The following is a 1583-nucleotide window of genomic DNA, read 5'->3' as shown; positions in this document are numbered from 1 at the left end:
CGGCGAGGTCGTCGGCCGCCACCAGGGCCTGGCCTTCTACACGCTTGGCCAGCGCCGCGGCCTCGCCCTTGGCGGGCGCGCCGGGCACGGCGACGGGGCCTGGTACGTGGTCGACAAGGACATGACCGGCAACCGGCTGATCGTCGGCCAGGGCCACGACCACCCGCTGCTGCTCAGCACCGGCCTGCGTGCCGGCGAGCTCTGCTGGGTGGACGGGGAAGGCCCGGCGGGACCGCTGCGGTGCACCGCCAGGACCCGCTACCGCCAGCCCGACCAGCCCTGTCGCCTGACCCCGGAAGGCGACACCGTCCGTGTCACCTTCGAGACACCGCAGCGCGCGGTGGTGCCCGGGCAGTCCGCGGTCTTCTACGACGGTGAGCGCTGCCTGGGCGGCGGCATCATCCAGGAACGCCTCGCCGGCAACACCCCGGAGGTCGTGCGTGGCGTCGCGTGAAATGGATCAGGTGCTGGCCCTTGCCGGGATTCTCCAGGCCCTGGAGCAGGTACGCGCCATAGCCGCCCACGGCCACGCTGACCCCAGGCGGATGGAGCCCTGCCTGCGGGGCCTGCTCGGGACGATGGATGGGGGCGTGGCGGATCTCTACGGCGGCCGCGAGGCCCTCTATCCGGGCCTGCGCCTGCTCGTCGAACAGCTCAGCGCACCCCGCGAGGCCCAGCTCACCCGCTATCTCGTCACCGTCCTGCATCTGGAGCGCCGGCTCTCCAGCGACCGCCGGCGCTTCCCCCGGGTCGTCTCCGGACTGCGCACCGCGGCGGAACAGGCGAGCTATTTCGGCTCGGTGCGCCACGACAACGTCCTCCACAATCTGGGCGATCTATACTCCGAGACGGTGAGCACGCTGCGGCCCCGGATCATGGTCCAGGGCGAGCGCGCGCACCTGGAGGACGGCCGCAACGCCGCGGCGATACGCGCCCTGCTGCTCAGTGCGTTACGCGCCGCCGCATTGTGGCGTCAGACCGGCGGCAGCCGCTGGCGGCTGGTCTGCTCCCGTCACCGCCTCATTGAGCGCGCGCGCGAGGCCCTGGCGACCACCTGAGCGCGCACGGGTGTGTCGCCGATGGCGCTACCGCACTGCCACATCAATACTTTCCTCGTGTATCATAGCCTGCGCTTTGAGCTAGCACATCCAATGGACACGCAGTGCATCACCGCCCGGCAACGGCAGGGAGACAAGGCCGAAGCCGCGGGGCTGACTGCCCGCACTCGCACTGGGAGGTAAAATGAGCAACAGCTTCAATACAAAATCCACGCTGGAGGTCGGCGGGAAAACCTACGACATCCACAGCCTCGACGCCCTCAAGGGTCAGCACGACGTCGACCGCCTCCCCTACTCGCTGAAGATCCTCCTCGAGAACCTGCTGCGCAAGGAAGACGGCGAGGCGGTCACCGCCGATCACGTCCGGTCCGTGCTCAACTGGCAGGCGAAGGCGGAGCCGTCCGACCAGATCGCCTTCACGCCCGCACGCGTGGTGCTCCAGGACTTCACCGGCGTCCCTGCGGTGGTGGACCTCGCGGCGATGCGCGATGCGATGCAGGAGCTGGGCGGTGACCCGAACCTGAT

3 protein-coding genes are annotated in these 1583 nt (G+C 69.7%); all 3 read left to right on the top strand.

The features are described from left to right. Positions 1–454: aminomethyltransferase beta-barrel domain-containing protein (locus tag G7A99_RS19365; protein WP_371807638.1), on the top strand; the 454-nt coding region annotated here is incomplete at its 5' end. After that, positions 441–1058, top strand: a complete 618-nt coding sequence (gene hflD / locus G7A99_RS19360; protein WP_018716882.1) for a high frequency lysogenization protein HflD — start codon at positions 441–443, stop codon at positions 1056–1058. The genes G7A99_RS19365 and hflD, both read left to right, overlap by 14 nt. A 184-nt stretch (positions 1059–1242) precedes the next feature. After that, on the top strand, positions 1243–1583 hold a 341-nt coding region (locus G7A99_RS19355), incomplete at its 3' end, for an aconitase family protein (protein WP_240466347.1).

It is taken from the genome of Arhodomonas sp. KWT, assembly GCF_010993615.1.
This window is presented reverse-complemented; position numbering and strand designations above follow the sequence as displayed.